The following is a 24,704-nucleotide window of genomic DNA, read 5'->3' as shown; positions in this document are numbered from 1 at the left end:
TGGCGATTCATCCTAGTCGCATCGCGCTTTAGCCCGCGCTGAGGCGCACGCCGGCGCGCAAGAACTTCTGCGGATCGACCGCTTCGCCCTCGATGCGGGTCTCGTAGTGTAGATGCGGCCCGGTGGAGCGACCGGTCGATCCCACGAGGCCGATGACCTGGCCGATCTTCACGATCTCGCCGACCTTGACGTTGATCTCTGAGAGATGGCCGTAGCGGGTCGAAAGCCCGTTGCCGTGGTCGACCTCGACCATGCGGCCGTAACCGCCGGACGAGCCGGCCGAAACAACCTTGCCGTAGGCGGTGACGCGAACCGGATCGCCGGTGGCGGCGCGGAAGTCGAGCCCGGTATGCATCGCGGGCCTTCCAAGGAAGGGATCGCTGCGGACGCCAAAGCCAGAGGTGAACTCGACTTCGCCGATGACGGGTTTGCGGTAGGGCACCAGCGCCAGCGTGCGGTTGAGACGGTCCATCTCGGCCCGCGTGATGTTGATGCGGTTGAGCTGCTTCTCGAACGGTCCGGCATTGGCCGTCAGTTTGACGGGGACGAAAGGGCCGCCCATCGGGGTGCGCGGCACAGCGGCTTCGAGATTGGCGAGATTGAGGCCGAGATCGCTGACCACGCCGCGCATCCGGCGCATGCGCGAATCCATGCCTTCCTCGACGGCGCTGAGCGCCGCGATCTGGCGACGCTCGACCTGATCGAGCGAGGTCGTGAGCCGGACCAACACGTTGTCGAAGCCCTGGTTCTTGGCGAATTGGTTAGTCGGCGGAGCCGCTGCGGCCGGCGCACGCGATTCGAGCCGCGCCTCACGGTCCGGCGGCGCCACGAAGATTACGGTGTCGCTGATCGGCGAGGGCTTTGGCGCGATCTGGCTCGATTCCCCGCGCTGCGGAGTCGCGCGGGGAATTGAGCCGGTCACGTCGGGCATGGCCCCAAGCGCCGTCGCCCGGGACTCCAGCGCCGTCTGGCGCTTCATGATCTGGTCGAGTTTCTGGTCGAACTGTTCCTGGTCGAGCAGCTGGCGGCTGGTGGTGCGGTCGACCTTGGCGCGCAGTTCGGCAATGCGGTCCTCATAGGCGTATTGCATCTCGGCCTGGCGTGCGATCAGCCGGGTCAGGACGTCGTCACGGAAAGCAAAATAAGTGGCGGTCGCCGCCGACCAGAGCCCGAGCAGCACCACCGTACCGACCACGATCCAGAACACCACGGGCCCGAAGCGGACCTGCTTGCCGGCGTGGACGATGGTGTAGGCGTCGTCGGTCGCGGGAAGGGGGATCGCTACGGCTGCCGCGACGCCGGGCCGGCGTTGGAAGGCCCGTCCGTGGTCGTGAGGATGATGCTGGGGGTACTGCGAAAATTGGGCAGAACTTTTCGACATCGGCACTCCCGCGCCGGTCGGATGAGTCCGTACGGCCCTAACTGTCGCAGCAATCTGGGCCGGTCATGGTTAATTTTCCGGAAATGGGAAGATGCGAACTTAAAGGACTGGTTAAAGACTTCTTGCCGCTTCCAGCACCGCGTCGGCATGCCCGTCGACCCGGACATTGCGCCAGACCTTGGCCACTTTACCATCAGCCCCGATCAGCACCGTGGTACGAAGAATTCCTAGGAAGCTCTTGCCGTACATGGACTTTTCGCCCCAAGCGCCATAGGCTTCCAGCATCTCGTGTTGCTCGTCCGAAAGCAGCGGGACACCGAGACCGTGCTTGTCGCGGAACTTCTGCTGGGCCTTTAACGGATCGGCGGAGATCCCCAGCACGGCGGTGCCGGCCGCCGCGAAGGCGCTGGCCAGACGGGTGAAGTCGATCGCTTCACGGGTGCAGCCCGGCGTGTCCGCGCGGGGGTAGAAGAACAGGACCAGCTTTTGGCCGGCATAGTCGGCCAGGGTGACGACCTCGCCGCCGTCGCCGGGCAAGCGGAAGGCAGGGGCCTTGGCGCCCTCGGCCAGGCCTGATTTCGCGCTCGCGGGGGCGGATGCTGATTTGGAGGAATTTAACTGTTTCGATGCGGCCTTATGTGATCCTGCTTTTACTAAGCTCCCGGTTGATTTGCTCGCCGGTGTCCGCTGCGTTGTCGCGGACCTTGTTTGAGTCGAGGTCCAAGTTTTCAGGGTCTTCTTTTTAGCCGTCGGACTGCCGGAGGACGTTTTGGACGATTTCGTTCGGGATTTCTTGGACATACGCCTTCCTTTCGACGCTTTCGGCGGGTCAACCGAAACGGTATTGCAGCTCTCGTCCGGCGAGCCGGAATCGCGCCCTCGGCTGGGCAAGTCTGATGACGCCGGAGTATGGTTACAAGGAATTCCACGCACTACCCCACTGCTCGTTGAACGCGCTCCCGGGGCGAAATGACGAACAGCAGGAATATTCGAGGTATGGCTGCAGTGCCGGTCCAGGGGGCTTCGCGTCCCGTGGACGGCCGCGGACCCGGCGGCGCTCAATTCAATGACGGGCGCCTGTATCGAGAGGCAATGGCAAGGAATAAGTCGCCCCAGGATTACAACCGGGACTTCAATCGGCGCGGCGGTGAGCAACAGCCGCAGGAATGGGACGACGCCGATTGGGACCCGGATCAGGAGGCGGCCGCGGGCAACCGCGCGCGGCGGCTGTTGTCGCGTTCCAATTCGGGTCTTCATCGCTTCGGTGACGGGTTCGGGGCGATGCGCCGCTGGTTGGCCGCCGATCGCTGGCTGAAGCGTTTCGTCCTCGTGGTCGGCACGCTCGCGGTCATCTTCGTCGCTTGTTTCGGTGCGCTGTGGTGGCGCCTCGGTGCCGGTCCCATCAATCTCGAGATCGCAACGCCTTGGCTGGCGGCTGCGATCGAGGACAATATCGGTCACGGCAACACAGTCGAGATCGGAGGCACCCAGATCGAGCGGGCCGGGCGGATCCGCATCGCCGTCCGCATCCGTGACATCATCGTGCGCGACCGCGATCACGCCATCGTCGCCAGCGCGCCGAAGGCCGAGGTGAAGCTGTCGGGTGCGGGCCTGCTGATGGGGCATCTGCGTGCGGAAAGCCTCAATCTCGTTGATGCCGAACTCGCGATCCGCATCGCGCCCGACGGCACTGTCACCGTATCCGCTGGCGATACCGCAAAGCCGCTGGCAACCGGCGTCGCCTCGAAGAAGGATGCGGGCCTGCCGCCGACATTCCCGCGCAACGGCGTCCCGCCGCCGCCATTTGCCCCACAGCCTGCGGGCCCCGACGCAGCCCAGGCCGCCCCCCAGGCGACCGCACAGAGCGGCATCCTTCAGGGCCTCGACTGGCTCGACAGTCTGAGCATGACCGGTCTCGACGGCCAGAACCTCAACGAGATCGGTTTGAAGAACGGCAATCTGATCGTCGACGATCAGCAGCGCGGCAGCAAATGGTCGTTTGAGAACATCACGCTCAGCCTGCGCCGTCCGAGCCGCGGTGGCGTCACGCTGAGCCTCGGCGAGGAGGGCGCGCGCCCGTGGATGCTGCGTGCCACGATCGGGCCGGCCGAGAACGGCGTGCGCTCGCTCGATATCAAGGCCGACAAGGTCTCGACCTCCAACATCCTCTTGGCACTGCGGGTCAAGGACCTCACGTATACAGCCGATCTGCCGCTGACGGGTGAGCTCAAGGGCGAGCTCGGCCGCGACGGCGTGCCGACATTCTTCCGCGGCAAGATCGCGGTCGGCGCCGGCAGTATCATCGATACCGATTCGCCAGACTATCCAATGGCGATCGACCAGGCCGAGATCAACCTCGAGTGGGACGCCAATCGCCGGGTGCTCGTCGCGCCGTTCAAGATCCTGGCGGGCGCGAACCGCCTGACGCTTCTGGCCCATCTCGAGCCGCCCAACGGCACCGTCAATGACTGGCAGCTCGGCTTCAGCGGTGGTTCGATCCTGCTCGGCGGCATCGACAACGAGCCGCCGCTCGTCTTTAACCGCATCGCGATCGGCTTCCGTTTCGACACGGATCACAAGCGCTTCCTGCTGACGCAGGCCGACGTCAGCAACGGCGAGATCGGCGTCGCCGGCACCGGTGCCATCGACTATTCGGGCGAGCCGCGGTTGACGCTGGGTTTTGCGGGAACGCCGATGTCGGCCTCCGCGCTGAAGCGGATGTGGCCGACGCTCGTCGTTCCCGAATTGCGTGAATGGGTGATCGAGCGGATCGAGCGCGGTACGCTTCAGCGCATCGAGATCGGCATCAATTCGCCGACCAAGAATCTCCCGCGCAAGGGCCCGCCCATTCCCGATGACGGCCTGTCTGTCAACATCGTGGCGAGCGGCGTCGCGGTCCGTCCCGTGGACGGCATGCCCGTCGTGCACGATGCCGATTTGAAGGCGCGCGTGACCGGCCGCACCGCGACCGTGAATATCGGCCAGGGCATTGCCGACACGCCCACCGGCCGCAAGGTCACGATTTCCGATTTCGTCTTCGAAGTGCCGGATATGGCGCCGAAACCCTCGCCCTCGCGGACCAGATTCCGCGTCGAAGGACCCGTGCCCGCTGCAGCCGAAATGCTCTCCAACGATCGCTTGAGCGACCTGTCGTCGACCCTGATCGACCCCAACACCAGCAAGGGGACGTTCACGGCGAACATCCAGCTCGGCCTGCCGGTCAAGGGCGAGCTGACCAAGTCTGACACGACCTATGCCGTCACGGCCGACCTCAACGGCTTCTCAGCCGACAAGCTGGTGATGAACCAGAAGCTGGAGGCCAACAGCCTCAAGATCGTCGCGAGTAATCAGGGCTATCAGGTCAAGGGCGACGTCAAGATCAACGGCCAGGCGGCCTCGCTCGACTACCGCAAGCCGGCCGAAGGCGATGCTGATGTCAGGCTGCAGGCGACGCTGGACGATGCCGGCCGGGCGCGGTTGGGATTCGATCTTGGTCCCGCCGTCAGCGGATCGTTGCCGATCAAGCTGTCGGGCAAGATCGCCGGCGGTCCCGACCAGACGACGAAGCTCGGCGTCGAGGCTGACCTGACGTCGGTCAAGCTCGACAATATCCTGCCGGGCTGGCTCAAGCTGCCGGGCAAATCAGGCAAGGCCAGCTTCAAGGTGGTGCCGACGGCGCAATCGACCCGTCTGGAGGACATCGTCATCGAAGGCGGCGGCGCCTCGATCAAGGGGTCGCTCGAGGTCGATGCCAACGGCGACCTCATCAACGTGAACTTCCCGACCTATTCGCCGTCTGACGGCGACAAAACCTCATTGAAGGCTGAGCGGGGTCAGGACGGCGTCATCAGGGGCACCATGCGCGGCGACGTGTTCGATGGCCGCGGCTTCCTGAAGTCGGCGATTTCAGGCAATTCCAAGGACGATTCCAAGAGCAAGATGAAGAACGTCGATTTCGACATCGACGTGAAGCTCGGTGCCATCGCGGGTTTCAACGGCGAGGCGATGCGCAGCGTCGATGCCAAGATGTCGAAGCGCAACGGCGCCATCAAGGCCCTTACCCTGAGCGGCAAGATCGGCCGGGATACGCCGGTGGCGGCCGATCTGCGCGGCGGGCGTGCGCAGGGCAGCCGCGAGGTGATCTACCTCCAGACCAACGATGCCGGCGCGCTGCTGCGCTTCACCGACACCTATACCAAGGCAGTCGGCGGCCAGATGGTGGTGGCGATGGAGCCGCCGTCGTCGGAGCCGAACACCTCGCGCGAGGGCCTCATCAACGTCCGCGACTTCACCGTGAAGGGTGAGGCGCAGCTCGAACGCGTCGCCGCGGGCGCGCCCAACGGCACCGGCAGCGGTGTCTCCTTTAGCGCGCTTCGCGCCGAATTCACGCGGCAGAACGGCTCGCTCACGATCCGCGACGGCGTGGTCAAGGGCCCGATGATCGGCGCCACCATCGAGGGCTCGATCGACTATCCCGGCAACCAGGTCTGCATGAGCGGCACCTTCGTGCCGATGTATGGCTTGAACAACATGTTCGGACAGATTCCGGTACTCGGGCTGTTCCTGGGTGGCGGCGATAAAGAGGGACTGATCGGCGTGACCTACGAGGTCGTCGGCACGCCGGCCGCACCCGTGATGCGCGTCAATCCGGTCTCGGCCATGATGCCGGGTATGTTCCGCAAGATCTTCGAGTTCAACACCGGCAAGCAGAACACGCCGTTCGAGGAATTCCCGTCGCAGTCCAACGATGGCTCGACCGGCTCGCCGCGTCAGCTATCGAGTGGCTGCAGCCTCGCGCGAGGGGCGCGCTGAGACGGCACCGGCGGATCTACCGGTGCCGTCCTGTTTGCGGGTTAATGATGGCGCTTACGCGCAGCTAGTCCTTGCCCATCGCTGCATCGGCACTGACCGAGCCGCCGCCGGCTGCCGATAAATAGAGGCAGGAGAAGCAGAACAGGATCGCCGCTGTGCCGCCATTGAGCAGCGGCAGGAACACCGGCGTCTCGCCCTTGAACATATGGCCCATGAAGTAGGCGAATGCCATTTCACCGGCGAGGATGAATGCGGCTAGTCGCGTAAACAAGCCGATCATCAAGAGTCCCCCGAGCACGAGCTCAAGAGTACCGGCCGCTCCGTAGAGCGACATCAGTTCGACTTTCGCGAACATCGGTACGGGCGGAAACTTGAACAGCTTTGCGACGCCATACTGAAACAGCAGCAACCCCGTGATGAAACGAAACAGGCTCAAGAGAACCGGTTGAAAGCGAGTGAGATAAGGAAAGTTCATTGGTTTGTGCCCTCCATCCAATGCTGCGACTTGGACCGTATTCAGTTCGACCCCGCAAGCGGCTCCGCGTCGATTTGCGCTGACATTTTTGTCATGATGGACAAAACACCGAAGTTCGTGCGTTCACGCTGCTTGTCCCGGAAATTTTTCGTGCGCCATGCCCCGCATGCCCTCCGTAATTCCCCGGTGACATCGAGGGATGCAGGTTACGTCGGGGAGACTTACTCCCGCAAGGCGGGGACGATCAGGAATGGAATCATTCCGAGGATCACGCTCGCAAGTGCGAAGATAAGCAGCAGGTCGTAGCCGTGGGTGAAGTCGTGGATGAGGCCGCCGCTCCAGGAGCCGAAGGCCGACCCCAACCCGCTGCCGATCGAGATGGTCCCGAAGATCGTGCCTACGCGCTTGCCGCGAAAGATCTTCATGGCGGTCGCCGTGATCAGCGGACCGCGCGAGCCCATCATGCTGCCGAAGCAGACGACGAAGCCGGTGAGGAGGATGACGTTCGGATAATACTGAAGCAACCAGAGTAGGACGATGCCGAGGATCGAGATCGCGTAGCTCAACAGCACCGATGGCCGCCGACCGATCAGCCCGTCGAGCGCTGAGACCCCGAGCATGCCGAACACCAGCACGACGCCGGAAAAGCCCCAGGCGGTCGCGGCCTGGAGCGGCGGGAAGCCGGCATCGATCAGATAGGCCACGATCTGGGCAGCGATCGCATACATGCCGACCGCAGTGAAGAAGAAGGTCGAGAACAGCGCCCAGAAGGCGTGGTGGCGCATTGCGCTCGCGAGCGTCCAGCCGTTGTCGACGAAATCAGGATCGGTCTTCTTGGTTATATGGGGCGAGCCGGCCGAGAACATGCGCCAAGGCAGGAGCAGCAGCGGCACGAGCAAGGCGAGCGCAGTGAGGCCGAACAGCTGATAGGTCTCGCGCCAGCCGAGATGATCGATCAGGAGCTGCGAGGCCGGCAGCAACGCCAGCACGCCGCCGCCCATGGCGGAATAGACCACTGCCATTGCGGTCGGCAGTCGCGGCCCGAACCAACGGCCGAGCAGGATCGAGTTTGGCACGTTGCCGATGAAGGCGACGGCGATGCCGACGCACAATCCGATCGAGAGCTGGAATTGCCAGAGCGCCTGTGCGTGGCTTGCGAACAGGAAGGCAGAACCGAGCAGGACCAGGCCGAGCGCGTAGACGATGCGTGGACCGGAGTGATCGAACAGGCGCCCGACCAGCGGTGCGGTCAGCCCGCTGACGAGCCAGGTCAGGGAATAGATCGAGACGACCTGGGCACGATCCCAGCCGAAGCTTTCGGAAATCGGCTTGAGGAAGACGGTGAAGCTCTCGCTGAGGCCGCGGCCCAGAACCGCCAGTGTGAAGCACAGGCCGAGCACGACGAGTGCGGTGCGCACCGCCTCACCCTTGGCGCTTCCTACCTGTTCCTTGCTCGTTTCCCTGCCAGGCGTGTTCTGATCCATTGCCGGTCAGGGGAGCGCGCTTCAGCGCAACCTGACAAGCAGCGAAAAGCTCATACGCCTATGCAGGTCTGATGAGGACGTGCTTCTTCTTGCCGAAGGAGAGCTTGATCACGCCTTCCGGCGTCAGATTGGCCGCCGAGAGCGCCATCTTCTCGTCGGTGACCGGCTCGTCGTTGACGCGCAGGCCGCCGCCCTTGATCTGGCGTCGCGCTTCGCCGTTGGACGCAACCAGGCCCGCCCTCACGAAGGCGTTGAGCACGCCGAGGCCGCCGTCGAGCTCGCCACGCGGAATTTCCACCGTCGGCAGACTCTCCGCGAGCGCGCCTTCCTCGAAGGTACGGCGCGCCGTTTCAGCTGCTTCGTTCGCGGCATCGCGGCCATGCAGCAGCGCGGTTGCTTCAGTGGCGAGCACCTTCTTGGCTTCGTTGATCTCCGAGCCGCCGAGCGCCTCGAGCTTCTTGATCTCGGCGATCGGCAGCGTCGTGAAGAGTTTGAGGAATTTGCCGACGTCGGCGTCTTCGGTGTTGCGCCAGTACTGCCAGAAATCATACGGCGAGAACTGGTCGGCATTGAGCCACACCGCGCCTTGCGCGGTCTTGCCCATCTTGGCGCCCGACGCAGTCGTCAGCAGCGGCGTCGTCAGCGCGAACAGCTGGTGCGTGCCCATGCGGCGGCCGAGATCGACGCCCATGATGATGTTGCCCCACTGGTCCGAGCCGCCCATCTGCAATTTGCACCCGGTGCGCTTGGCGAGCTCGACGAAGTCGTAGGCCTGGCAGACCATGTAGTTGAACTCGATGAAGCTCATCTCCTGCTCGCGCTCGAGGCGCAGCCGAACGGAGTCCATGGTCAGCATGCGGTTGACCGAGAAATGGCGGCCGACGTCACGCAGCATCTCGATCCAGTTGAGCTTGGTCAACCACTCCGCATTGTCGAGCATGATGGCGTCGCTCTTGCCCTCGCCATAGCGCAGCACCTTTGCGAACACGCCGCGGATCGATTCCTTGTTGGCCTCGATCTCGGCGACGGTGCGCATCGCGCGCGTCTCGTCCTTTCCGGAGGGATCGCCCACCATGGTCGTTCCGCCGCCCATCAGCGTGATCGGCTTGTTGCCGGACTCCTGGAGCCAGTGCAGCATCATCATGGTCAGATAGTTGCCGATGTGCAGCGAGCGGGCGGTGCAATCGTAGCCGACATAGGCGGTCGCTTCGCCCTTGGCGGCGAGCGCGTCCAGCCCCTCGAAATCGGAGCACTGGCGGATGAAACCACGTTCCTGCAGGGTGTTGAGGAAATCCGATTTAAATGCAGTCATCTGTCGGCGCGCCTGACAATTCTTGGTTTACTGTTTTAGGGGCAATTTAAGGGTCTTGCGTGGGAACCCGATGGCCGCCCGCCACTTGGCGCTGTGGCATTATAAGATGTGTCCCTCTGGCACAAGATCGGCATGCTGGAGAGGGTCTTTGAGGACGCTGATCCATGATGTTGACGGCACTCGGTTTGATGAGCGGCACCTCGCTGGACGGGGTGGATGTCGCGCTGATCGAAACCGATGGCAAGCAGGTGAAGGCTTTCGGGCCAACCGGTTATCGGCCCTATCACCCGGCTGAGCGTCATCTGCTGCGCCAGGCGCTCGCCGAGGCCGTGCACCTGCTGCAACGCGATGCGCGGCCGGGAGTGCTGGCCGAGGCCGAGCGCGCCGTGACCCAGGCCCATGCCGAGGCGGTGGCCGCCTTCCTCGCCCAGAACCGGATGAAGCCGGAGGATCTCGACATCGTCGGCTTCCACGGCCAGACCGTGCTGCACCGCCCCGAGAAGCGACTGACGGTGCAGATCGGCGACGCGCCGGCGCTGGCCAGGGCGATCCATATTCCCGTGATGCATGATTTCCGTGCCGCCGACGTCGAGGCCGGCGGGCAGGGCGCGCCCTTCGTGCCCGTCTACCACCGGGCGCTCGCCCATTCGCTGGCCCGCGAAGGGCCGATCGTCGTGGTCAATATCGGCGGCGTTTCCAACATCACCTACATCGACGGCAATGAGACGCTGATTGCCTGCGACACCGGCCCCGGCAACGCACTGCTCGACGACTTCATGTACCGCACCATGAAACAGGCGTTCGATGCGGAAGGAAGGTTCGCGGCACTCGGGAAGGTCGACGAGGACTGGATCACCCGCGCGCTGGCGCTGCCGTTCTTTGCGTTGCCTCCGCCGAAATCGCTGGATCGCAACGACTTCGCTGCTCTTAGGCTCGGCGACGTCGCGCCGGCCGATGGGGCGGCAACGCTCACCGCCTTCACCGCGGCGGCGATCGCCCGCATCATCCCGTTGTTGCCACGGCGGCCACGGAGCTGGATCGTCTGTGGCGGTGGCGCCCGTAACCTCACAATGCTGCGCATGCTGCGGGAGCGGGTGGGCTCCGCGACTGTCGAGGCGGCGGAGACGCTCGGCTGGGCCTCCGACGCCATCGAGGCGCAGGCCTTCGGCTTCCTCGCCGCCCGCGGGCTGAAGGGTCTGCCGTTGTCTTACCCGGCCACCACCGGCGTGCCGATGCCGATGACGGGTGGGGTGATCGCACGGCCGTGAACATCACGGGCGATTAATGCAGATGCATCGAACTTGACGCGTTTATGCAAATGCATCTATATGGATGCAATTGCATCAAACCGCCGGGATCGTATCATGACCGCATCGCTCAGACTGATCAGCCACAAGCTTTGCCCCTACGTGCAGCGCGCCGTGATCGCGCTGAAGGAGAAGGGCGTCCCGTTCGAGCGGATCGATATCGATCTCGCTGCCAAGCCCGACTGGTTCCTGAAGCTGTCGCCGCTCGGCAAGGTGCCGGTGCTGGTGGTGACGACCGACAAGGGCGAGGTCGCGTTGTTCGAGAGCAACGTGATCTGCGAATACATCGAGGAGACGCAAGGCGGCGCGAAGCTGCATCCGGCTGATCCGCTGAACCGTGCGGAGCACCGCGCCTGGATGGAGTTCGGCTCGGCGATTCTTGGCGATCTCTGGGGGCTGGAAACCACGAATGATCCGGCGACCTTCGAGAGCAAGCGTCAGGCGCTGGTGTCGAAGTTCGCGCGAGTCGAAGCCGCGCTCGGGGCGGGTCCATTCTTTGCCGGAGAGCAATTCAGCCTGGTCGATGCAGTGTTCGCGCCGATCTTCCGCTATTTCGACCTGTTCGACGAACTGACGGAGCACGGCATCTTCCGCGATGTGCCGAAGGTGCGGACGTGGCGCGCCGAGCTTGCGAAACGTCCGAGCGTCCGTACTGCCGTTGGGCAAGATTATCCGGAGTTGCTGCGCGCCTTCCTTGTCCGCCACGACGCGCATCTGCTCAAGCTCGCAGCCTGAGCGCATTCCGATGTCGCCGTCCTTGGCTTGGCTGATGCTCGTGATTGCCGGCACGCTTGATGTCGGCTGGGCGATCTCGATGAAATACGCGGAAGGTTACACGCGCCCGGGCTGGAGCATCGCCTCGCTCGTGCTCCTTGCGGCCTTCGTCTTCCTGCTCGGGCGTGCCTTGAAAGTGCTCGAGATCGGCGTCGCCTATTCGGTATGGACCGGCATCGGTGCGGCCGGCACGTTCATCATGGGCGTCGTGCTGTTCGGCGAGACCTTGAGCGCGATGAAGCTTGCGGGCATCGCGCTCGTGCTGGTGGGAATCGTGGCGCTCAAGCTTGCTTGAGCCGCGTCCGTCAACGCACGTTGGCGAGGCGCATGTCCAGATACGCCGTGATGGTTTCCATCAGCGGCTCGAGCTTGGCGTCGAAGAAGTGGTTGGCGCCGGGGATGACCTGCTGGTCGATCACGATGCCCTTCTGCGTCTTCAGCTTCTCGACCAGCGTGTTGACGTCCTTGGGCGGCACCACGGCATCCTTCTCGCCGTGCACGATCAGCCCTGACGACGGGCAGGGCGCAAGGAACGAGAAGTCGTAGAGATTGGCCGGCGGCGCGATCGAGATGAAGCCCTCCACCTCGGGACGGCGCATCAAGAGCTGCATGCCGATCCAGGCGCCGAAGGAGAAGCCGGCGACCCAGCAGGCGCGCGCTTCGGGATTGATGGTCTGGGCCCAGTCGAGCGCAGCCGCCGCATCCGACAATTCGCCAGTGCCGTGGTCGAACGAGCCCTGGCTGCGGCCGACGCCGCGGAAATTGAACCGCAGTACCGAGAAGCCGCGATGCGCGAACGCGTAGTAGCACTGGTAGATGATCTGATGATTCATCGTGCCGTGGAACTGCGGATGCGGATGCAGGACCATCGCGATCGGCGCGTTCTTCTGCTTGGCCGGGTGATAGCGGCCCTCGAGGCGGCCGGCAGGGCCGGTGAAAATAACTTCAGGCATGGATGTCTCTGATTGAGTCCCTTGGAGGTGATCCCCGTACAATCAACCGATTGTGGCTCCATCGGCGTTGTCGCCGACGAGAGCAGGAATGAAGGGTGGAGCGGCGCGCCCTCGGATGATGCGCGAGTGGCGCCCAGGTGAACTGACGCGCGCCTTCTAACACGAGGCACGGGTCAAAAAGCAAGCTTCTTCGACATCTCTCAACGAGCTCAAGAGCTTAGCCGGTCATCACAGCGCATGCCCGAGCCTGCCTCAGGTGATGGGGACGCCGCCTGGATTCAGCCGGGTGCGGGAGGGGTCGGCCGCTGTGCCGTCGCGTAGCGAACAAGCGATTGGAATCACGACTGTTTATGGATCTCCGTCGGCGGAGGCGATTCCCGCCGCGGTTCGGCTTCCGAGCGAGGCGACGGCCGGCCGGTAACGCCGGCTGCCTCCGAGCGTCTGCCCATTGTCGAAGGCGAGCTCGAAATCCCCGGAAGCCTTAAGGTCCACGCCGCGCACCCGGTCGAGATTGGCAAGCTTGGTCCGATGAACCCGAACGATCGCGAAGCGCGCCAGCTCGCTTTCCGCCGCTGCCAGGGTGCCCCGGATCAGGTGCTGGGTGCCGTCGGCGAGGCTGTATTCGATGTAGTTGCCGGCGGAAGCGACCCAGATGATGTCGCGCGGCATCACGCGAATGCGGCTCGTACCGTCGCGCAGCCAGATCAATTCGGGGGAGGACGAGCGTTGCGGAGCAGTCGGCGCTGATGGAGTGACCGCGGCCCTCCTCAGCTCGCGCCGGCTTTCGAACAGCCAGAGCGTGCCGGCAATCAGGACAACGGCCACGGCATCCTTGCGAAATTCGTACAGGACCGTCGCCAGCGAGAAATGGAAGTCGTAGGCGCCTCCGGCCAGCCAGAGCACGAGCTTTCGCAGCCAGACCATGCCGGTGATGTGGAGGGCGGAGAAGCCGAGCAGGGCGATCGCCCCGATTCCTGCCCGCGCCGCGAGGCCGGGTGTTCGGCGGATGCGGCGGACTGCCAGCACCAGAATCGGCAGCAGCAGCAGGATGACGGCGATGCTCGACATCTCCCAGAACAGCCGCCGGCCGACGTCGTAGCTGTCGCCGCGCCAGGCGGCGTCCTGGGCCCCCGAAAACGCATTGACCATTCCGATCGCGAGCGCGACGGCCGCAATCGCAGCGAACATGGTCCGGTCGCCGCCGCTGATCCCAAAAAGCCCGCGACTCGTCCCAGCCGCCCGCGGCTCGTCCCCTCGCTTCCGATTGCGATCCCAAACCGGCTCGACGCGCTCCGTGGGCGGGGCATTTTCGGTGTCAGCCATGGCCCGAAAACCGCATTTGTCGTCCCGTCAAGGAGCAGAAAACCATGACAACACCACAGCAATTCCAAAACCCGGAAAGGCGTATCGATCTGGATTGGGTGCGGATTTTAGCCTTCGGGCTGCTGATCTTCTACCACGTCGGCATGCTCTATGTGTCCTGGGGATTTCACATCAAGAGCGTGCACCGGCTGACCTGGCTCGAACCAGTGATGCTGTTCCTCAACCCCTGGCGGCTGTCGCTGCTGTTCCTGGTGTCCGGGGTTGCCACCCGCTTCATGCTCGGCAAGTCCTCACCGGCCTCGCTCGCCGGTGCGCGGTCGGCGCGGCTGCTGATCCCGCTGATCTTTGGCATGCTCGTGCTCGTGCCGCCGCAGTCCTATCTCCAGATCGTGGAAAGCCTCGGCTATCCCGCCGGCTTTTTCGATTTCTATACCAGGCACTACTTTGCCTTCGGCGCGCAATTCTATCCGAACCCGTGCATCATGTTGCCGACCTGGAATCATCTGTGGTTCGTGATCTATCTGTGGGTCTACACGGTGGCCCTGATCGGCGTGGTCGCGCTATGGCCGGCTGGCGCTGACTGGCTTGGTCGGAAGCTGGCTGTCGTGCTCGCCGGACCATGGCTTCTGATCGTGCCCTGCGTGCTGTTTGCGGCCTGGCGCCTGTTGCTGTTCCCCGCTTTCCCGTCGACGCATGCGCTATTCGGCGACTGGTACAACCATGCGGACCACGCGACGGCCTTCTTGCTCGGCTTCCTGCTGGCGAAGCAGGAGGGGATCTGGCGCAATGTCGAGCGCCAGCGCTGGGCGGCACTGGCGGCTGCAGCCGCCTGCTTCTCTGCCTTCATCCTGGTTCGCGCCGGTCTGTTCGCCCCGTCGTTCGCGCTGAGGTGGTTCGCGGCCTCGGCCTATGGTTGCTATCAATGGCTCGCGATCCTCGCCGTGCTGGGCCTTGCGCGGCGCTACTTCATGGCCGACAGCCCGGTGCGCCGCTATCTCACCGACGCGATCTTCCCGTATTACATCGTGCATCAGACCGCGATTATCGTGATCGCACATGCATTGCATGACAGCGGTCTCCCGGCTGGGATCGAGGCCTCCATTGTCATCATTGGCACCGCGCTCACCTGCGTCGCGACCTATGAACTGGTCCGGCGCATCGCCTGGCTGCGGCCGCTGTTCGGATTGCGGGGGATGCCGCGGACGAGTTGCCGGGATGGAGCAGCATCAGCCGGCATGATGCGCGCGGCCGTCCGATTGGCCGGATGGCAAAAGGTGCTAAGACGGCGAGATGCCGAGCCGTGTCTATCTCGACTGGAACGCGACCACGCCGCTGCGCCCCGAGGCGCGGGCGGCGATGGTTGCGGCCTTTGACCTGATCGGCAACCCGTCGTCGGTCCATGCCGAGGGGCGGGAAGCTCGGCGAGTGGTCGAGGCGGCCCGCGCCGAACTTGCCCTAGCCGTCGGGGCGTTGCCGCGGAACGTCGTCTTCACCTCGGCCGGAACCGAGGCCAATGCGCTGGCCCTGTCGCCGGGTCTGCGTGGTCCGTCCGGCGGCCCTGTCGAGCGGCTGCTGGTTTCGGCCATTGAGCACGCCTCGGTGCTGGCAGGCGGCCGGTTCCCGGGTCCCTCGATCGGTATGATCCAGGTCACCCGGTCCGGATTGGTCGATCTTGAGCATCTGAAAGCCCTGCTCAAGGACGGCCCGCCCGCGCTGGTTTCGCTGATGGCCGCCAACAATGAGACGGGCGCGCTCCAACCGGTCGCTGAAGCCGCACGGATCGTCCACGAGGCCGGGGGTCTCCTGCACGTCGATGCGATCCAGGCGCTGGGCAAAATCCCGTTCGATATCAGGGACGTAGGCGCCGATCTTGCGACCTTTTCTGCGCACAAGATCGGCGGTCCCAAGGGGATCGGCGCCCTGGTCGTGGCCGAGGGGATCCTCGGACTGGAGCCGGTACTGCGGGGCGGCGGTCAGGAGCTCAACCGTCGTGCCGGAACCGAGAACGTTGCCGGCATTGCGGGCTTTGGCGCGGCGGTGAAGGCCACGCTTGCGGCTCTGCGGGAGGATGCAGCGCAGGCGACAACCCTACGAAATCGCTTGGAAAATGGCATCCGAGGGATTGCGGGCGCAACGATCTTCTCGGACGAGGTTGAGCGGTTACCAAATACCGTTCTGTTCACGGCGCCCGGCCTCAAGGCTGAGACGGCCGTGATTGGCTTCGACCTGGAAGGCATCGCGGTTTCCTCCGGCTCGGCCTGTTCCTCAGGCAAGGTCCAGCCGTCCCACGTTGTTTCAGCCATGGGCTATGACCCGGTGGTGTCCCAAGGAGCAGTGCGTCTCAGTCTGGGCTGGTCCACGGGACCAGACGACATCAATAGGGCGTTGGAGGCTTGGCGAAAGCTCAGTAATAGCCTACTTAAGCACTAGGCGATGAAACAGGGCTTGAACGGTTCTAAGCCCGTGCTTCTCGCACTGAAACATCGTAATACTCGTCCGAGTTTGATCCACCGCGGTCCTTGAAACCGCGAGCGGAGGATAGAATGCCAGCCGTACAAGAGACGGTCGAGCGCGTGAAGCGCATCGACGTCGATCAGTATCGTTATGGGTTTGAGACCCTGATCGAGTCTGACAAGGCCCCCAAGGGGCTGTCGGAAGAGACCGTCAAGTTCATTTCCGAGAAGAAGAACGAACCCGCCTGGATGCTCCAGTGGCGGCTTGAGGCCTATCGGCGCTGGCTGACCATGGCCGAGCCGACCTGGGCGCGTGTCGACTATCCCAAGATCGACTTCCAGGACCTCTACTACTATTCGGCGCCGAAGCCGAAGAAGACGATCACCTCGCTCGACGAGATCGATCCGGAGATCCTCAAGACCTACGAGAAGCTCGGTATCCCCTTGCGGGAAGTCGCCATGCTCGAAGGCGTGGAACCGAAGCCGGGCGAGGAAGATCCGGCCCGCCGCAAGATCGCGGTCGATGCGGTCTTCGATTCGGTCTCGGTCGCGACCACGTTCAAGGCCGAGCTGAAGAAGGCCGGCGTGATCTTCATGCCGATCTCGGAGGCGATCCGCGAGCATCCTGAATTGGTGCAGAAATATCTGGGATCGGTGGTTCCGACCTCGGACAATTTCTATGCGACGCTGAACTCGGCAGTGTTCTCGGACGGCTCGTTCGTCTATGTGCCGCCCGGCGTGCGCTGCCCGATGGAGCTGTCGACCTATTTCCGCATTAACGAGCGCAACACCGGCCAGTTCGAGCGGACGCTGATCATCGCGGACAAGGGCTCGTACGTCTCTTACCTCGAAGGCTGCACTGCGCCGCAGCGTGACGAGAACCAGCTGCACGCAGCCGTGGTCGAGCTCGTCACGCACGAGGACGCCGAGATCAAATATTCGACGGTTCAGAACTGGTATCCCGGCAATTCGGAAGGCAAGGGCGGCATCTACAATTTCGTCACCAAGCGTGGCGACTGCCGCGGCAACAATTCGAAGATCTCGTGGACCCAGGTCGAGACCGGTTCGGCGATTACCTGGAAGTATCCGAGCTGCATTCTCCGCGGTGATAATTCGCGGGGCGAGTTCTACTCGATTGCGATCTCGAACGGTTATCAGCAGGTCGATAGCGGCACCAAGATGATCCATCTCGGCAAGAACACGTCGAGCCGCATCATCTCCAAGGGCATCGCCGCCGGCAGGTCGCAGAACACCTATCGCGGTCTCGTGACGGCACATCGCAAGGCGACCGGCGCGCGCAACTTCACCGCCTGCGATTCCCTGCTGATCGGCGACAAATGCGGCGCGCACACCGTGCCGTACATCGAGGCCAAGAACTCGTCGGCGACGTTCGAGCACGAGGCCACCACGTCGAAAATCTCCGAGGACGTGCTGTTCTACTGCATCCAGCGCGGCCTCACCCAGGAAGAAGCTGTCGGCCTGGTCGTCAACGGCTTCGTCAAGGACGTGCTGCAGCAGCTGCCGATGGAGTTCGCGGTGGAAGCGCAGAAGCTGATCTCGATCTCGCTGGAAGGGTCGGTCGGCTAGCTTCGGTCTCATCCCGAGGGGGCCGCGGAACGCGGCCGTCTCGAAGGATCGATACCGGAAAGATTGTTGGCCTTGCCCTTCGAGACGCGCCTTTCGGCGCTCCTCAGGGTGAGGGGATAGATGGAAAAACAAAATGGCTTTGCTTGAAGTGAAAGACCTGAAGGTTCGTGTCGAGGAGCGTGAGATCCTCCACGGGCTGACGCTGACCGTGAACGAGGGCGAGGTGCACGCGATCATGGGGCCGAACGGCTCCGGCAAGTCGACGCTCTCGCACGTCATCGCCGGCAAGCCCGGCTATGAGGTCACCGACGGCCAGGTCCTGTTCAAGGGCGAGGACCTGCTGGAGATGGAGCCGAATGAGCGCGCCGCCAAGGGCGTGTTCCTGGCGTTCCAGTACCCGGTCGAGATTCCCGGTGTCGCCACCATGAACTTTCTGCGCACCGCGCTGAACGCCCAGCGCAAGGCGCGCGGCGAGGACGAATACTCCACCCCGGACTTCCTCAGGAAGGTCCGCGAGGTCTCGAAGTCGCTGAACATCCCGCAGGACATGCTCAAGCGCGGCGTCAATGTCGGCTTCTCCGGCGGCGAGAAGAAGCGCAACGAAGTGCTGCAGATGGCGCTGTTCGAGCCGAGCCTGTGCATCCTCGACGAGATGGATTCGGGCCTTGACATCGATGCGCTGCGCATCGCGGCCGACGGCGTTAATGCGCTCCGCTCGCCGGAGCGCGCGATGGTCGTCATCACCCACTATCAGCGGCTCCTCAATTACATCGTGCCCGACGTCGTGCACGTGATGTCCAAGGGCCGCGTTGTGAAGAGCGGCGGCAAGGAATTGGCGCTGGAGCTGGAAGCGTCCGGCTACGCTCAATTTGAGGCCGCGTAAGGAATCTGCAATGAACGTTGCTGTGGCAAAGACCGGAAAGGGCCGCGCGGTGAGCGATCTCTTCACCAGCGCCGAGGGCCGGCTGCCGGGTTCGTCCGCCGTCACCGCAGTGCGCCGCGAGGCGTTCGAGACCTATGAGCGTCTCGGCCTGCCGCACCGCCGGATCGAGGAATGGAAATACACGGACCTGCGTGCGTTGGTCGGCGAGGTTCTGCCGCTGGCAGCCGCGCCCGACGCGGCCGTGTTGAAGCGCGCCGCCGACGCGGTGAAGGCGCACGCGATGGACGGCGCCCGCAAGCTGGTGCTGGTCGACGGCGTGTTCGCGGCCGAGCTCTCCGACGTGAAGGCGCTTGTCGCCGAGGCGGGCTTCAGGACTCTGCGCGAGACGCTGGAGAAGGATGCCGCTCTGCTGAAGACCGCGTCTACCGATGCCATGATCTCGCTGAACGCGGCGATGGCGACCGACGGAGTCGTGCTGTCGATCGCTGACGGTGCCAAGCTGTCCGCGCCGATCCAGATCATCCACATCGCAATCGCTTCGTCGGCGTCGGCGTTCACCCGCTCGCTGATCACGGTCGGGAAGGGCGCTCGCGCCACCATCGTTGAGACTTTTGTCGCGGCGGGCGCCAAGGCCTACCAGGTCAACGACGCCGTCCTCGTCTCGGTCGGCGATGATTCGGACATTGCGCATATTCGCCTGATGGACGATGCGCCTGACGCGATGAACGTCTCGTCGCACTTCGTCACCGTCGGCGCCAACGTGAAGTTCAACTTCTTCAACATGACCACCGGCGCCGCGGTCAGCCGCCTGCAGGGCTTCATCACGCTGGCGGGCGAGGGCAGCGAGCTCTCGGCCAACGGCGTCAATTTGTTGCAGAAGACCGAGCATGGCGACACCACGCTGGTCGTCGACCATGCGGTGCCGAACTGCGTCAGCCGCGAGATCTTCCGTGCCGTGATCGACGATCGCGCCCATTCGGTGTTCCAGGGCCGCATCATTGTGCGTCCCGACGCGCAGAAGACCGACGGCAAGATGATGATCCGCGCGCTGCTGCTCTCGGACGAAGCCGAGGCCGACAACAAGCCCGAGCTCGAGATTTTTGCCGACGACGTCTCCTGCGGCCACGGCGCCACCGCGGGCGCACTCGACGACAGCCTGCTGTTCTATCTGAAGGCGCGCGGGCTGCCGGAGAAGCAGGCCCAGGCACTGCTGATCCAGGCCTTCGTCGGCGAGGCGATCGAGCAGATCGCCGATGACGGTTTGCGCGAGCACGTGATCGGCATTGCCGAGCGCTGGCTGGAGCGGCGCCAATGAGCACGCATCCCGCAGTCAAGAACGGCACCTATGACGTCACGCGCGTGCGCCAGGATTTCCCGGCGCTCGCGATGCAGGTCTATGGCAAGAATCTGGTCTATCTCGACAACGCCGCCTCGGCGCAGAAGCCGCGCGCGGTGCTGGACCGCATGACGCAGGCCTATCAGTCCGAATACGCCAACGTGCATCGCGGCCTGCATTACCTCGCCAACGCCGCGACCGAAGCCTATGAGGGCGGCCGCACCAAGGTGGCGCAGTTCATCAATGCGCCCCGCACGGAAGAGGTGATCTTCACCCGCAATGCGACGGAGGCGATCAATCTGGTCGCGTCTTCGTGGGGTGGCCCGAACATCGGAGAAGGCGACGAGATCGTCATCTCGATCATGGAGCACCACTCCAACATCGTGCCCTGGCATTTCCTCAGGGAGCGCCAGGGTGCCGTGATCAAATGGGCGCCGGTCGACGACGAGGGGAATTTCCTAATCGACGAGTTCGAGAAGCTGCTGACGTCGAAGACCAAGCTGGTCGCGATCACGCAGATGTCGAACGCGCTCGGCACCATCGTGCCGGTCAAGGAGGTCGTCAGAATCGCCCATGCGCGCGGCATTCCCGTGCTGGTCGACGGCAGCCAGGGCGCAGTCCATCTGCCGATCGACGTCCAGGACATCGGCTGTGACTTCTACGTCTTCACCGGCCACAAGGTATACGGTCCGACCGGCATCGGCGTGCTCTGGGCCAAATATGACCATCTTGTCGCGATGCGCCCCTTCAACGGCGGCGGCGAGATGATCCGCGAGGTCTCGCGCGACTTCATCAGCTATGGCGATCCCCCGCACAAGTTCGAGGCGGGCACGCCCGCGATCGTCGAGGCCGTCGGCCTTGGCGCCGCCATCGACTACGTCAATTCGATCGGCAAGGAGCGCATCGCCGCCCACGAGCACGATCTCACCACCTATGCCCAGGAACGGCTGCGCGAGATCAACTCGCTGCGGCTGATCGGGACGGCGCGGGGCAAGGGCCCGGTGATCTCCTTCGAGCTCGAAGGCGCGCACGCCCACGATGTCGCGACCGTGATCGACCGCCAGGGCATCGCGGTGCGGGCCGGCACCCATTGCGTGATGCCCCTTTTAGAGCGTTTCAACGTGACGGCCACCTGCCGGGCCTCGTTCGGCATGTACAATACGCGGGAAGAAGTCGATCATCTGGCACAGGCGCTGTTGAAGGCGCGGGATTTGTTCGCATGAGTGACACGGCCGAAATCAAAGCTAGTCCAATGGAGACCCGGTCGGCGCTGCCGCCGGAGGAGACCGAGCGGCTGACCACCGAGATCATCGCCGGGCTCAAGACCGTGTTCGATCCGGAAATCCCGGCCGATATCTACGAACTCGGGCTGATCTACAAGGTCGAGATCAAGGACGATCGCTCGGTCGATGTCCAGATGACGCTGACGACGCCGAATTGCCCGGCTGCCGGCGAGCTGCCGACCATGGTTGAGAACGCGGTTGCCAGCGTCCCTGGCGTCGGCGTGGTCGACGTCAAGGTCGTCTGGGAGCCGGCCTGGACGCCGGAACGCATGAGCGACGAGGCCCGCCTCGTGCTGAACATGTGGTGACGCGTAACCTTGGCTTTAGATCTTTGGCATTGAATTTGCGCGGCAACGGACCACATCATTGACATGACACAGATATCGTCGGGCTCGACACCAGCATCCACTCCGAAGCCGCGGCGGCCCCGCCCGCAGGTGATGCGGCTGACGGACGCCGCTGCCCAGCGCATCACGGAGCTGACCCAGCGCGCCGATTCCGAGATCGTGGGCCTGCGCGTCGGCGTCAAGAACGGCGGCTGCGCCGGCCAGTCCTACACGGTCGAATACGCCCACGATGTCCGCCCGACCGACGAGGTCGTCGAGGACAAGGGCGTCAAGATCCTGGTCGATCCCAAGGCCGTGCTGTTCCTGCTCGGCACCGAGATGGACTACAAGACCGACAGGATGCAGGCCCAGTTTGTCTTCAACAACCCCAACCAGATCTCCGCCTGCGGCTGCGGCGAGTCGGTCGAGCTGCGGCCGGCCAAGATCGACGGGTAGTTTCGTCTCCACGCTCTTCCGTGTCCCGGACCCGCTGCAGCGCGCTTGCGCTGCTGCGCAGAGCCGGGACCCGCGCTATACTTTCAGTCCCCCGGCTCAGCAGGGCACCGGTTCACGGCGCGCTGCGTCCCGGGCACGAGAGAGCGTGCATATGGACCGTGAATTCCTGACCGACCTGTTCGCCGATTTCGGTCCCGTCACCATCCGAAAAATGTTCTCTGGCTACGGCATCTCCGCCGATGGCATCAACTTCGCGCTGGCCTTGCGCGCCGGCCTGTTCTTCCGCGCCGACGAAGTGACCATTCCGGACTTTGAGGCCGAAGGCTCAAAGCCGTTCCAATATTCGACCCGCGCCAAGAGCGTGACGGTGAACTCCTACTGGGAGCTGCCGGCTCGGTTGTTCGACGATTCCGAGGAGTTGGTCCAATGGGCGAGGGCGGCACTCGCCGCCGCGCAGCGCGCCAAGGTGAAGAAGCGGCCGAAGGCGAAGAAGGCGGCGAAGAAGGTCGCGAAGGCTGCGAAGAAGGCGGCAGCGAAGAAGCCGATTGCGAAGAAGAGATCGACCAAGAAAGCAGCCGCGAGAGCACTGCGGTAGGGTGGGCAAACGGGGAGCGTGCCCACCATTCACGATCGTAGCGCTGGAGAGATGGTCGGCACGGCGCTGCGCGCCTTTGCCCAATCTGCGGGACCGGACGTTCAGTCCACGGTCTTTGTAAGGCCCACTCTCATATCTTTGGCCGTGAAGACACTGAGGCTATCCGCAAGCACCCGGCCGTCGGCAATTCCGAGCACCAGCTTGCCGCGCCGGACCTGGCGCATGGTGACCTCGTAGCGTGCACATCGCGTGTCCGGTGTGATCTCGCCGGTGCACTCCACTTCGCCGACGCCGATGGCGCGGCCTTTGCCCGGTGAGCCCGACCAGCCGAGCCAGTAGCCGATCATCTGCCACATGGCGTCGAGCCCCAGGGTCGCCGGCATCATCGGGTCGCTGCGGTAGTGGCAATCGAAGAACCAATGGCCAGCCGCGATATCGAGCTCCCCGACGATATGGCCTTTGCCGAACGCGCCGCCGTCCATGCTGATTTCCGTGATGCGATCCATCATCAGCATCGGCGGTGCCGGCAATTGCGCGTTGCCGGGGCCGAAATAGCCGCCTTCGCTCGATCTCAGCAGCTCGTCCCTGGTATAGGACGGTTGCGGCGTGTGGAAATCGTGGGGGTTGGACAAGACGGGAAGTCCTCGCGGTCAGGCGCATTGAGGCGGCGGGGAAGATGTCGTTCGCCAGGTGAGGAAGTCAAGCGCGGGACATTTTTTTGGCGCGCGGCTTCCATCACGCCACGCGGCTATGCGTCTCGATCGCGTATTCCGGATCGGCTTCGCAGATCACGCGGTTGCGGCCGTTACGCTTTGCGGCATAGAGGCAGGCATCCGCACGCTCGATCAGCGCATCGGTGTCGTCGCCCTGCTTGAGCATGGAGACGCCGACGGAGATGGTGACGCGGCCGAGGATCTCGCCGGTGGACTTCTTCTTCAACTCCTTCGCCATCACCGCGCGGCGGATGTGGTCGGCCACCGTAAGCGCCTGACGCAGCGCCGTGTTGGGCAGCACGACCGCGAACTCCTCGCCGCCATAGCGTGCGGTGATATCCTGGCCCTTGATGGTCTGCTTCAGCGAAAGGCCGACGAGCCGCAGCACCTGGTCGCCGGTCAGATGGCCGTAGGAATCGTTGAACGATTTGAAGTGATCGATGTCGAACAGCAGCAGCGACAGCGGCTCACCCGAGGCGAGTGCGTTCTGCACGGCCATATCGATCATGCGATCGAAGTATTTGCGGTTGCCGAGTCCGGTGAGCGGGTCGGTCAGGCTCTCCGCGCGGATCGCCTCGAGGCTCTGTTGCAGATTGCTGATCTCGTTCTTCGATAGCATCAGCCGGTCTTCCAGCGCCTTGTTGGTCTCGCGCATCTCGCCCGTCGAACGCAGCAGCGTTTCGACGATCGACTTGATCTGCTCACGGCTCTTGGCCGACGAGAGTTTTTCGGTGGCGCCCGACAGGCTGGCATCGTAGGAGCCGGTCACGCCGAGTGCATCGCCCAAGACCTTCATAACGTCGTCGATCTCGCCGATGACGCGCGCGCCGACCTTGTCGATGCGGTCGGTGGTCTTGATGTGGGAGAGATACGTCTCGTAGATCTGTTCGAGATCGGCTTCAGTCAGCTTGCCGCTGCGCGCCAGCGTCTCGTTGACAACCTTGTTGAGCGGCGCGTTGTAGCCGGTGGCGTAGACGTACCAGATCTCGTAATTGCGGGGAATTGCCGTCTGTCGCAGCGATCGGATCTGACCGAGCGCCACTTCGGCGAACGCCATCGTGCGTTCGTGTTCGTCGAGAACCTTGACCACGGAACATACCCCGCAGCGGTCGGTGCGCCATCGACCGCAGCAATGCTTAAATTATGTTCGTAGGCTAGCGGACGATCGTGAACACCCCGTAAATATACGTTCACGGAGCGTCTATAACGTGTGCTTCGTCTTCTCAACCGGAACCTGCAGCGCGCTCGCGC

The 24,704-nt window shown here is 63.8% G+C and carries 22 protein-coding genes; 13 read left to right on the top strand and 9 right to left on the bottom strand.

The window, feature by feature from the left end; genetic code table 11:
* Positions 1 to 28 precede the first annotated feature (28 nt).
* Entirely contained in the window at positions 29 to 1,381 is a 1,353-nt protein-coding gene (locus IVB28_RS16820; RefSeq protein WP_247527613.1) for a M23 family metallopeptidase, read from the bottom strand.
* A 111-nt stretch (positions 1,382 to 1,492) separates the two neighbouring features.
* Positions 1,493 to 2,182, bottom strand: coding sequence for a peroxiredoxin (locus tag IVB28_RS16815; protein ID WP_247527611.1), 690 nt, complete (start codon positions 2,180 to 2,182; stop codon positions 1,493 to 1,495).
* 195 nt (positions 2,183 to 2,377) lie between these two features.
* Between IVB28_RS16815 and IVB28_RS16810 the strand changes: the two genes are divergently transcribed.
* Positions 2,378 to 6,193 (top strand): AsmA-like C-terminal region-containing protein, encoded by a 3,816-nt coding sequence (locus tag IVB28_RS16810; protein ID WP_247527609.1) that lies wholly within the window; start codon positions 2,378 to 2,380, stop codon positions 6,191 to 6,193.
* 64 nt (positions 6,194 to 6,257) lie between these two features.
* On the opposite strand, the gene IVB28_RS16805 is transcribed toward IVB28_RS16810, so the two are convergent.
* The 3 genes from IVB28_RS16805 to tyrS form a co-directional block, all read right to left on the bottom strand.
* The gene (locus tag IVB28_RS16805; RefSeq protein ID WP_247527607.1) at positions 6,258 to 6,668 is read right to left on the bottom strand and encodes a DoxX family protein; all 411 of its coding nucleotides are present in this window, start codon (positions 6,666 to 6,668) and stop codon (positions 6,258 to 6,260) included.
* 221 nt (positions 6,669 to 6,889) lie between these two features.
* A complete protein-coding gene (locus IVB28_RS16800) occupies positions 6,890 to 8,152 on the bottom strand; it encodes an MFS transporter (RefSeq protein ID WP_247527605.1) in 1,263 nt (420 codons plus the stop codon).
* 58 nt (positions 8,153 to 8,210) lie between these two features.
* Positions 8,211 to 9,464, bottom strand: coding sequence for a tyrosine--tRNA ligase (gene tyrS, locus IVB28_RS16795; RefSeq protein ID WP_247527603.1), 1,254 nt, complete (start codon positions 9,462 to 9,464; stop codon positions 8,211 to 8,213).
* A gap of 164 nt (positions 9,465 to 9,628) precedes the next feature.
* On the opposite strand from tyrS, the gene IVB28_RS16790 reads away from it, so the two are divergent.
* From IVB28_RS16790 to IVB28_RS16780, 3 genes are all read left to right on the top strand, one after another.
* A complete protein-coding gene (locus tag IVB28_RS16790; RefSeq protein ID WP_247527602.1) occupies positions 9,629 to 10,732 on the top strand; it encodes an anhydro-N-acetylmuramic acid kinase in 1,104 nt (367 codons plus the stop codon).
* Between the two features lie 96 nt (positions 10,733 to 10,828).
* A complete protein-coding gene (locus IVB28_RS16785) occupies positions 10,829 to 11,506 on the top strand; it encodes a glutathione S-transferase family protein (protein ID WP_247527601.1) in 678 nt (225 codons plus the stop codon).
* Positions 11,507 to 11,516: 10 nt separating this feature from the next.
* Positions 11,517 to 11,840 (top strand): multidrug efflux SMR transporter, encoded by a 324-nt coding sequence (locus IVB28_RS16780; RefSeq protein WP_247527600.1) that lies wholly within the window; start codon positions 11,517 to 11,519, stop codon positions 11,838 to 11,840.
* A 10-nt stretch (positions 11,841 to 11,850) separates the two neighbouring features.
* On the opposite strand, the gene IVB28_RS16775 is transcribed toward IVB28_RS16780, so the two are convergent.
* Positions 11,851 to 12,498 carry an alpha/beta hydrolase gene (locus IVB28_RS16775; protein ID WP_007591562.1) on the bottom strand — a complete coding sequence of 216 codons (648 nt, stop codon included), beginning with the start codon at positions 12,496 to 12,498 and terminating at the stop codon, positions 11,851 to 11,853.
* Positions 12,499 to 12,846: 348 nt separating this feature from the next.
* The gene (locus IVB28_RS16770; protein ID WP_247527599.1) at positions 12,847 to 13,686 is read right to left on the bottom strand and encodes a LytTR family DNA-binding domain-containing protein; all 840 of its coding nucleotides are present in this window, start codon (positions 13,684 to 13,686) and stop codon (positions 12,847 to 12,849) included.
* 179 nt (positions 13,687 to 13,865) lie between these two features.
* Between IVB28_RS16770 and IVB28_RS16765 the strand changes: the two genes are divergently transcribed.
* From IVB28_RS16765 to IVB28_RS16725, 9 genes are all read left to right on the top strand, one after another.
* Positions 13,866 to 15,194, top strand: coding sequence for an acyltransferase family protein (locus tag IVB28_RS16765; RefSeq protein ID WP_247527598.1), 1,329 nt, complete (start codon positions 13,866 to 13,868; stop codon positions 15,192 to 15,194).
* Positions 15,112 to 16,251 carry a cysteine desulfurase family protein gene (locus tag IVB28_RS16760; RefSeq protein ID WP_247527597.1) on the top strand — a complete coding sequence of 380 codons (1,140 nt, stop codon included), beginning with the start codon at positions 15,112 to 15,114 and terminating at the stop codon, positions 16,249 to 16,251. The genes IVB28_RS16765 and IVB28_RS16760 overlap by 83 nt, the downstream gene beginning before the upstream one ends.
* Before the next feature lie 113 nt (positions 16,252 to 16,364).
* Complete coding sequence (sufB, locus tag IVB28_RS16755; RefSeq protein ID WP_247527596.1) at positions 16,365 to 17,861, top strand: Fe-S cluster assembly protein SufB; 1,497 nt, start codon at positions 16,365 to 16,367, stop codon at positions 17,859 to 17,861.
* A 133-nt stretch (positions 17,862 to 17,994) separates the two neighbouring features.
* Positions 17,995 to 18,744, top strand: coding sequence for a Fe-S cluster assembly ATPase SufC (sufC, locus tag IVB28_RS16750; protein WP_247527595.1), 750 nt, complete (start codon positions 17,995 to 17,997; stop codon positions 18,742 to 18,744).
* Positions 18,745 to 18,754: 10 nt separating this feature from the next.
* Complete coding sequence (gene sufD / locus IVB28_RS16745; RefSeq protein ID WP_247527594.1) at positions 18,755 to 20,059, top strand: Fe-S cluster assembly protein SufD; 1,305 nt, start codon at positions 18,755 to 18,757, stop codon at positions 20,057 to 20,059.
* Positions 20,056 to 21,303: a cysteine desulfurase gene (locus IVB28_RS16740; protein ID WP_247527593.1), complete on the top strand. Its 1,248-nt coding sequence runs from the start codon at positions 20,056 to 20,058 to the stop codon at positions 21,301 to 21,303. Before sufD ends, IVB28_RS16740 begins: the two co-directional genes overlap by 4 nt.
* Positions 21,300 to 21,671: an SUF system Fe-S cluster assembly protein gene (locus IVB28_RS16735; RefSeq protein ID WP_247527592.1), complete on the top strand. Its 372-nt coding sequence runs from the start codon at positions 21,300 to 21,302 to the stop codon at positions 21,669 to 21,671. Before IVB28_RS16740 ends, IVB28_RS16735 begins: the two co-directional genes overlap by 4 nt.
* A gap of 63 nt (positions 21,672 to 21,734) precedes the next feature.
* A complete protein-coding gene (locus IVB28_RS16730; RefSeq protein WP_247527591.1) occupies positions 21,735 to 22,145 on the top strand; it encodes an iron-sulfur cluster assembly accessory protein in 411 nt (136 codons plus the stop codon).
* Between the two features lie 151 nt (positions 22,146 to 22,296).
* The gene (locus IVB28_RS16725; RefSeq protein ID WP_247527590.1) at positions 22,297 to 22,740 is read left to right on the top strand and encodes a TfoX/Sxy family protein; all 444 of its coding nucleotides are present in this window, start codon (positions 22,297 to 22,299) and stop codon (positions 22,738 to 22,740) included.
* Between the two features lie 101 nt (positions 22,741 to 22,841).
* On the opposite strand, the gene fabA is transcribed toward IVB28_RS16725, so the two are convergent.
* The gene (gene fabA, locus IVB28_RS16720; RefSeq protein ID WP_247527589.1) at positions 22,842 to 23,372 is read right to left on the bottom strand and encodes a bifunctional 3-hydroxydecanoyl-ACP dehydratase/trans-2-decenoyl-ACP isomerase; all 531 of its coding nucleotides are present in this window, start codon (positions 23,370 to 23,372) and stop codon (positions 22,842 to 22,844) included.
* Between the two features lie 103 nt (positions 23,373 to 23,475).
* The gene (locus tag IVB28_RS16715; RefSeq protein WP_247527587.1) at positions 23,476 to 24,543 is read right to left on the bottom strand and encodes a GGDEF domain-containing protein; all 1,068 of its coding nucleotides are present in this window, start codon (positions 24,541 to 24,543) and stop codon (positions 23,476 to 23,478) included.
* Positions 24,544 to 24,704: the final 161 nt, after the last annotated feature.

Origin of the sequence: Bradyrhizobium sp. 199 (assembly GCF_023073355.1) — a bacterium.
In the GTDB taxonomy this organism is placed as follows: domain Bacteria; phylum Pseudomonadota; class Alphaproteobacteria; order Rhizobiales; family Xanthobacteraceae; genus Bradyrhizobium.
The sequence above is the reverse complement of the archived record's forward strand: the minus strand, read 5'-3'. Positions and strand labels throughout refer to the sequence as shown.

Coding starts and splice junctions, on each gene's coding strand:
- IVB28_RS16820 (WP_247527613.1), bottom strand. CDS start 1,381: ATGTCGAAAAGTTCTGCCCAATTTTCGCAGTACCCCCAGCATCATCCT.
- IVB28_RS16815 (WP_247527611.1), bottom strand. CDS start 2,182: ATGTCCAAGAAATCCCGAACGAAATCGTCCAAAACGTCCTCCGGCAGT.
- IVB28_RS16810 (WP_247527609.1), top strand. CDS start 2,378: ATGGCTGCAGTGCCGGTCCAGGGGGCTTCGCGTCCCGTGGACGGCCGC.
- IVB28_RS16805 (WP_247527607.1), bottom strand. CDS start 6,668: ATGAACTTTCCTTATCTCACTCGCTTTCAACCGGTTCTCTTGAGCCTG.
- IVB28_RS16800 (WP_247527605.1), bottom strand. CDS start 8,152: ATGGATCAGAACACGCCTGGCAGGGAAACGAGCAAGGAACAGGTAGGA.
- tyrS (WP_247527603.1), bottom strand. CDS start 9,464: ATGACTGCATTTAAATCGGATTTCCTCAACACCCTGCAGGAACGTGGT.
- IVB28_RS16790 (WP_247527602.1), top strand. CDS start 9,629: ATGATGTTGACGGCACTCGGTTTGATGAGCGGCACCTCGCTGGACGGG.
- IVB28_RS16785 (WP_247527601.1), top strand. CDS start 10,829: ATGACCGCATCGCTCAGACTGATCAGCCACAAGCTTTGCCCCTACGTG.
- IVB28_RS16780 (WP_247527600.1), top strand. CDS start 11,517: ATGTCGCCGTCCTTGGCTTGGCTGATGCTCGTGATTGCCGGCACGCTT.
- IVB28_RS16775 (WP_007591562.1), bottom strand. CDS start 12,498: ATGCCTGAAGTTATTTTCACCGGCCCTGCCGGCCGCCTCGAGGGCCGC.
- IVB28_RS16770 (WP_247527599.1), bottom strand. CDS start 13,686: ATGTTCGCTGCGATTGCGGCCGTCGCGCTCGCGATCGGAATGGTCAAT.
- IVB28_RS16765 (WP_247527598.1), top strand. CDS start 13,866: ATGACAACACCACAGCAATTCCAAAACCCGGAAAGGCGTATCGATCTG.
- IVB28_RS16760 (WP_247527597.1), top strand. CDS start 15,112: ATGCCGAGCCGTGTCTATCTCGACTGGAACGCGACCACGCCGCTGCGC.
- sufB (WP_247527596.1), top strand. CDS start 16,365: ATGCCAGCCGTACAAGAGACGGTCGAGCGCGTGAAGCGCATCGACGTC.
- sufC (WP_247527595.1), top strand. CDS start 17,995: ATGGCTTTGCTTGAAGTGAAAGACCTGAAGGTTCGTGTCGAGGAGCGT.
- sufD (WP_247527594.1), top strand. CDS start 18,755: ATGAACGTTGCTGTGGCAAAGACCGGAAAGGGCCGCGCGGTGAGCGAT.
- IVB28_RS16740 (WP_247527593.1), top strand. CDS start 20,056: ATGAGCACGCATCCCGCAGTCAAGAACGGCACCTATGACGTCACGCGC.
- IVB28_RS16735 (WP_247527592.1), top strand. CDS start 21,300: ATGAGTGACACGGCCGAAATCAAAGCTAGTCCAATGGAGACCCGGTCG.
- IVB28_RS16730 (WP_247527591.1), top strand. CDS start 21,735: ATGACACAGATATCGTCGGGCTCGACACCAGCATCCACTCCGAAGCCG.
- IVB28_RS16725 (WP_247527590.1), top strand. CDS start 22,297: ATGGACCGTGAATTCCTGACCGACCTGTTCGCCGATTTCGGTCCCGTC.